1 protein-coding gene is annotated in these 1,828 nt (G+C 67.2%); it reads right to left on the minus strand.

Going from position 1 to position 1,828, the window contains the following annotated elements; all coding sequences use genetic code 11:
* Positions 1–107 precede the first annotated feature (107 nt).
* Positions 108–1,754 (minus strand): GMC family oxidoreductase N-terminal domain-containing protein, encoded by a 1,647-nt coding sequence (locus tag KGM94_RS25180; protein ID WP_300265456.1) that lies wholly within the window; start codon positions 1,752–1,754, stop codon positions 108–110.
* Between the last annotated feature and the right edge of the window lie 74 nt (positions 1,755–1,828).

Raw genomic sequence — 1,828 nt, forward strand, 5'->3', positions numbered from 1 at the left:
GGCAAGACGGCCGAGCCCGTTCTCGACGAGATCAGGACCACATTCGATCCGATGACGCCGATCCCGTAATCGGAGGGCGGGTCTGCGTCACTCACCCTACGGAGTTCTCACGCTACGGCGCTCTCCGGCACGCTCGCCGCCTCCAGCGGCTTCTTGCCGCGGATCAGGTCGGAGGCGCGATCCGCGATCATCATCGTGGACGCGTTGAGGTTGGCCGAGATCATGCGCGGCATCACCGAGGCGTCGATCACGCGCAGGCCTTCGAGCCCGTGGACGCGGAGCTGATCGTCGACCACCGCCCAGGTGGACTCCGCCGGTCCCATCCGGCAGGTGCAGCCGGGATGGAAGGTGGTGGTGCCGCGCTGGGTCGCGGCGGCCAAAAACTCGTCGTCGCTGTTGACGTTCGGGCCGGGGAAATCCTCGTAGGCGTAATACTGCGCGAGCGGCGCCGACTTCAGGAGGCGGCGCGCGAGCTTCATGCCGCCGACGATGACGCGGCGATCGAGCTCGGCGTCGAGATAGTTGGTCTGGATGATCGGCGGTGCGAACGGATCGTTGGAGCGGATCCGGACATAGCCGCGGCTCTCCGGGCGCTGCTGCCAGGACGCAACGGTCATGCCGGGCTCGTCCTCGAGCTGGCCCTGCACGCCTTCCTTGTAGCTTGCGGGCGTGAAGGTGAGCTGCAGATCCGAACGGTCGGGGCTCTCGCCCGAATACCAGAAGCAGTAGACCATGGTCGGCGACAGCGACAGCAGCCCCCGCCGCTGCGTCGCCCATTTCAGTGCCTCGACCCACAGCGACAGGCCGCGCCGGAGCTCGTTGATGGTCCTGATGTCCTTGACCCGCGCCACCGTGCGCGGCGCGTAATGGTCCTGCAGGCCCTCGCCAACCGGCAGCGCATGGCGCACCGCGATGCCGTGGGCCTGCAGCAGGTCGGGCGAGCCGACGCCGGAGAGCTGCAAGAGCTGCGGCGAGTTGTAGGTGCCGCCGGCCAGGATCACTTCCTTGTTGGCGCGCACCTCGACCGGCGTGCCGTTGCGGCCGCCCTTCATGTAGCGCACGCCGACCGCGCGCTTGCCCTCGAAGACGATCTCGGTGGCGTGCGCGTGGGTATGCACATGCACGTTCGGCCGCTTCATCGCGGGCTTGAGAAAGGCGGTCGAGCCGGAGACGCGCAGGCCGTTGTCGATGGTGCGCTGACAGTAGGACACGCCCTCCTGCTTGGCGCCGTTGTAGTCGGGGTTGCGGGGAATGCCGAGCGAAATCGCGCCTTCCATGAAGGCTTCGCAGAGCGGATCGCGCCATTCCATGGTGGTGACGGTGAGGCGGCCGTCGCGGCCGCGATAGGTGTCGTCGCCCGCGCCGACCCGCTTCTCCAGCCGCTTGAAGTAGGGCAGCACGTCGGCATAGCTCCAGCCGCGGTTGCCCATCTGCGCCCAGGTGTCGAAGTCGAGGTTCTGGCCGCGATTGTAGATGTGGCCGTTGATCGAGGACGAGCCGCCGAGCGTCTTGCCGCGCGGCGCGTAGATGCTGCGGCCGCCGGTCCAGGGCCCGACCTCCTGCTGGTAGGCCCAGTTGACGCTCTTCATGTGGAAGGTCTTGATGAAGCCGGCCGGCAGATGGATGTAGGGATGCCAGTCGCGCGGCCCCGCCTCCAGCACGCAGATCGTGGTGTTCGGATCCTCACTCAGCCGGTTCGTGAGCACGCATCCCGCCGAGCCCGCGCCGATGATCACGTAGTCGAATCTGTCCATCTTGCCCGCCAGTGCCCCGCTCAACGCGGCTTGTCGTCGAGTTGAAATTCCAGATGCGCCTTCACCGTCGGCCA

It is taken from the genome of Bradyrhizobium sp., from assembly GCF_028868675.1.
Lineage (GTDB): Bacteria > Pseudomonadota > Alphaproteobacteria > Rhizobiales > Xanthobacteraceae > Bradyrhizobium.

Bases quoted from the DNA above. Each gene is read 5' to 3' on its own strand.
- KGM94_RS25180 (WP_300265456.1), bottom strand. From the start codon at position 1,754: ATGGACAGATTCGACTACGTGATCATCGGCGCGGGCTCGGCGGGATGC.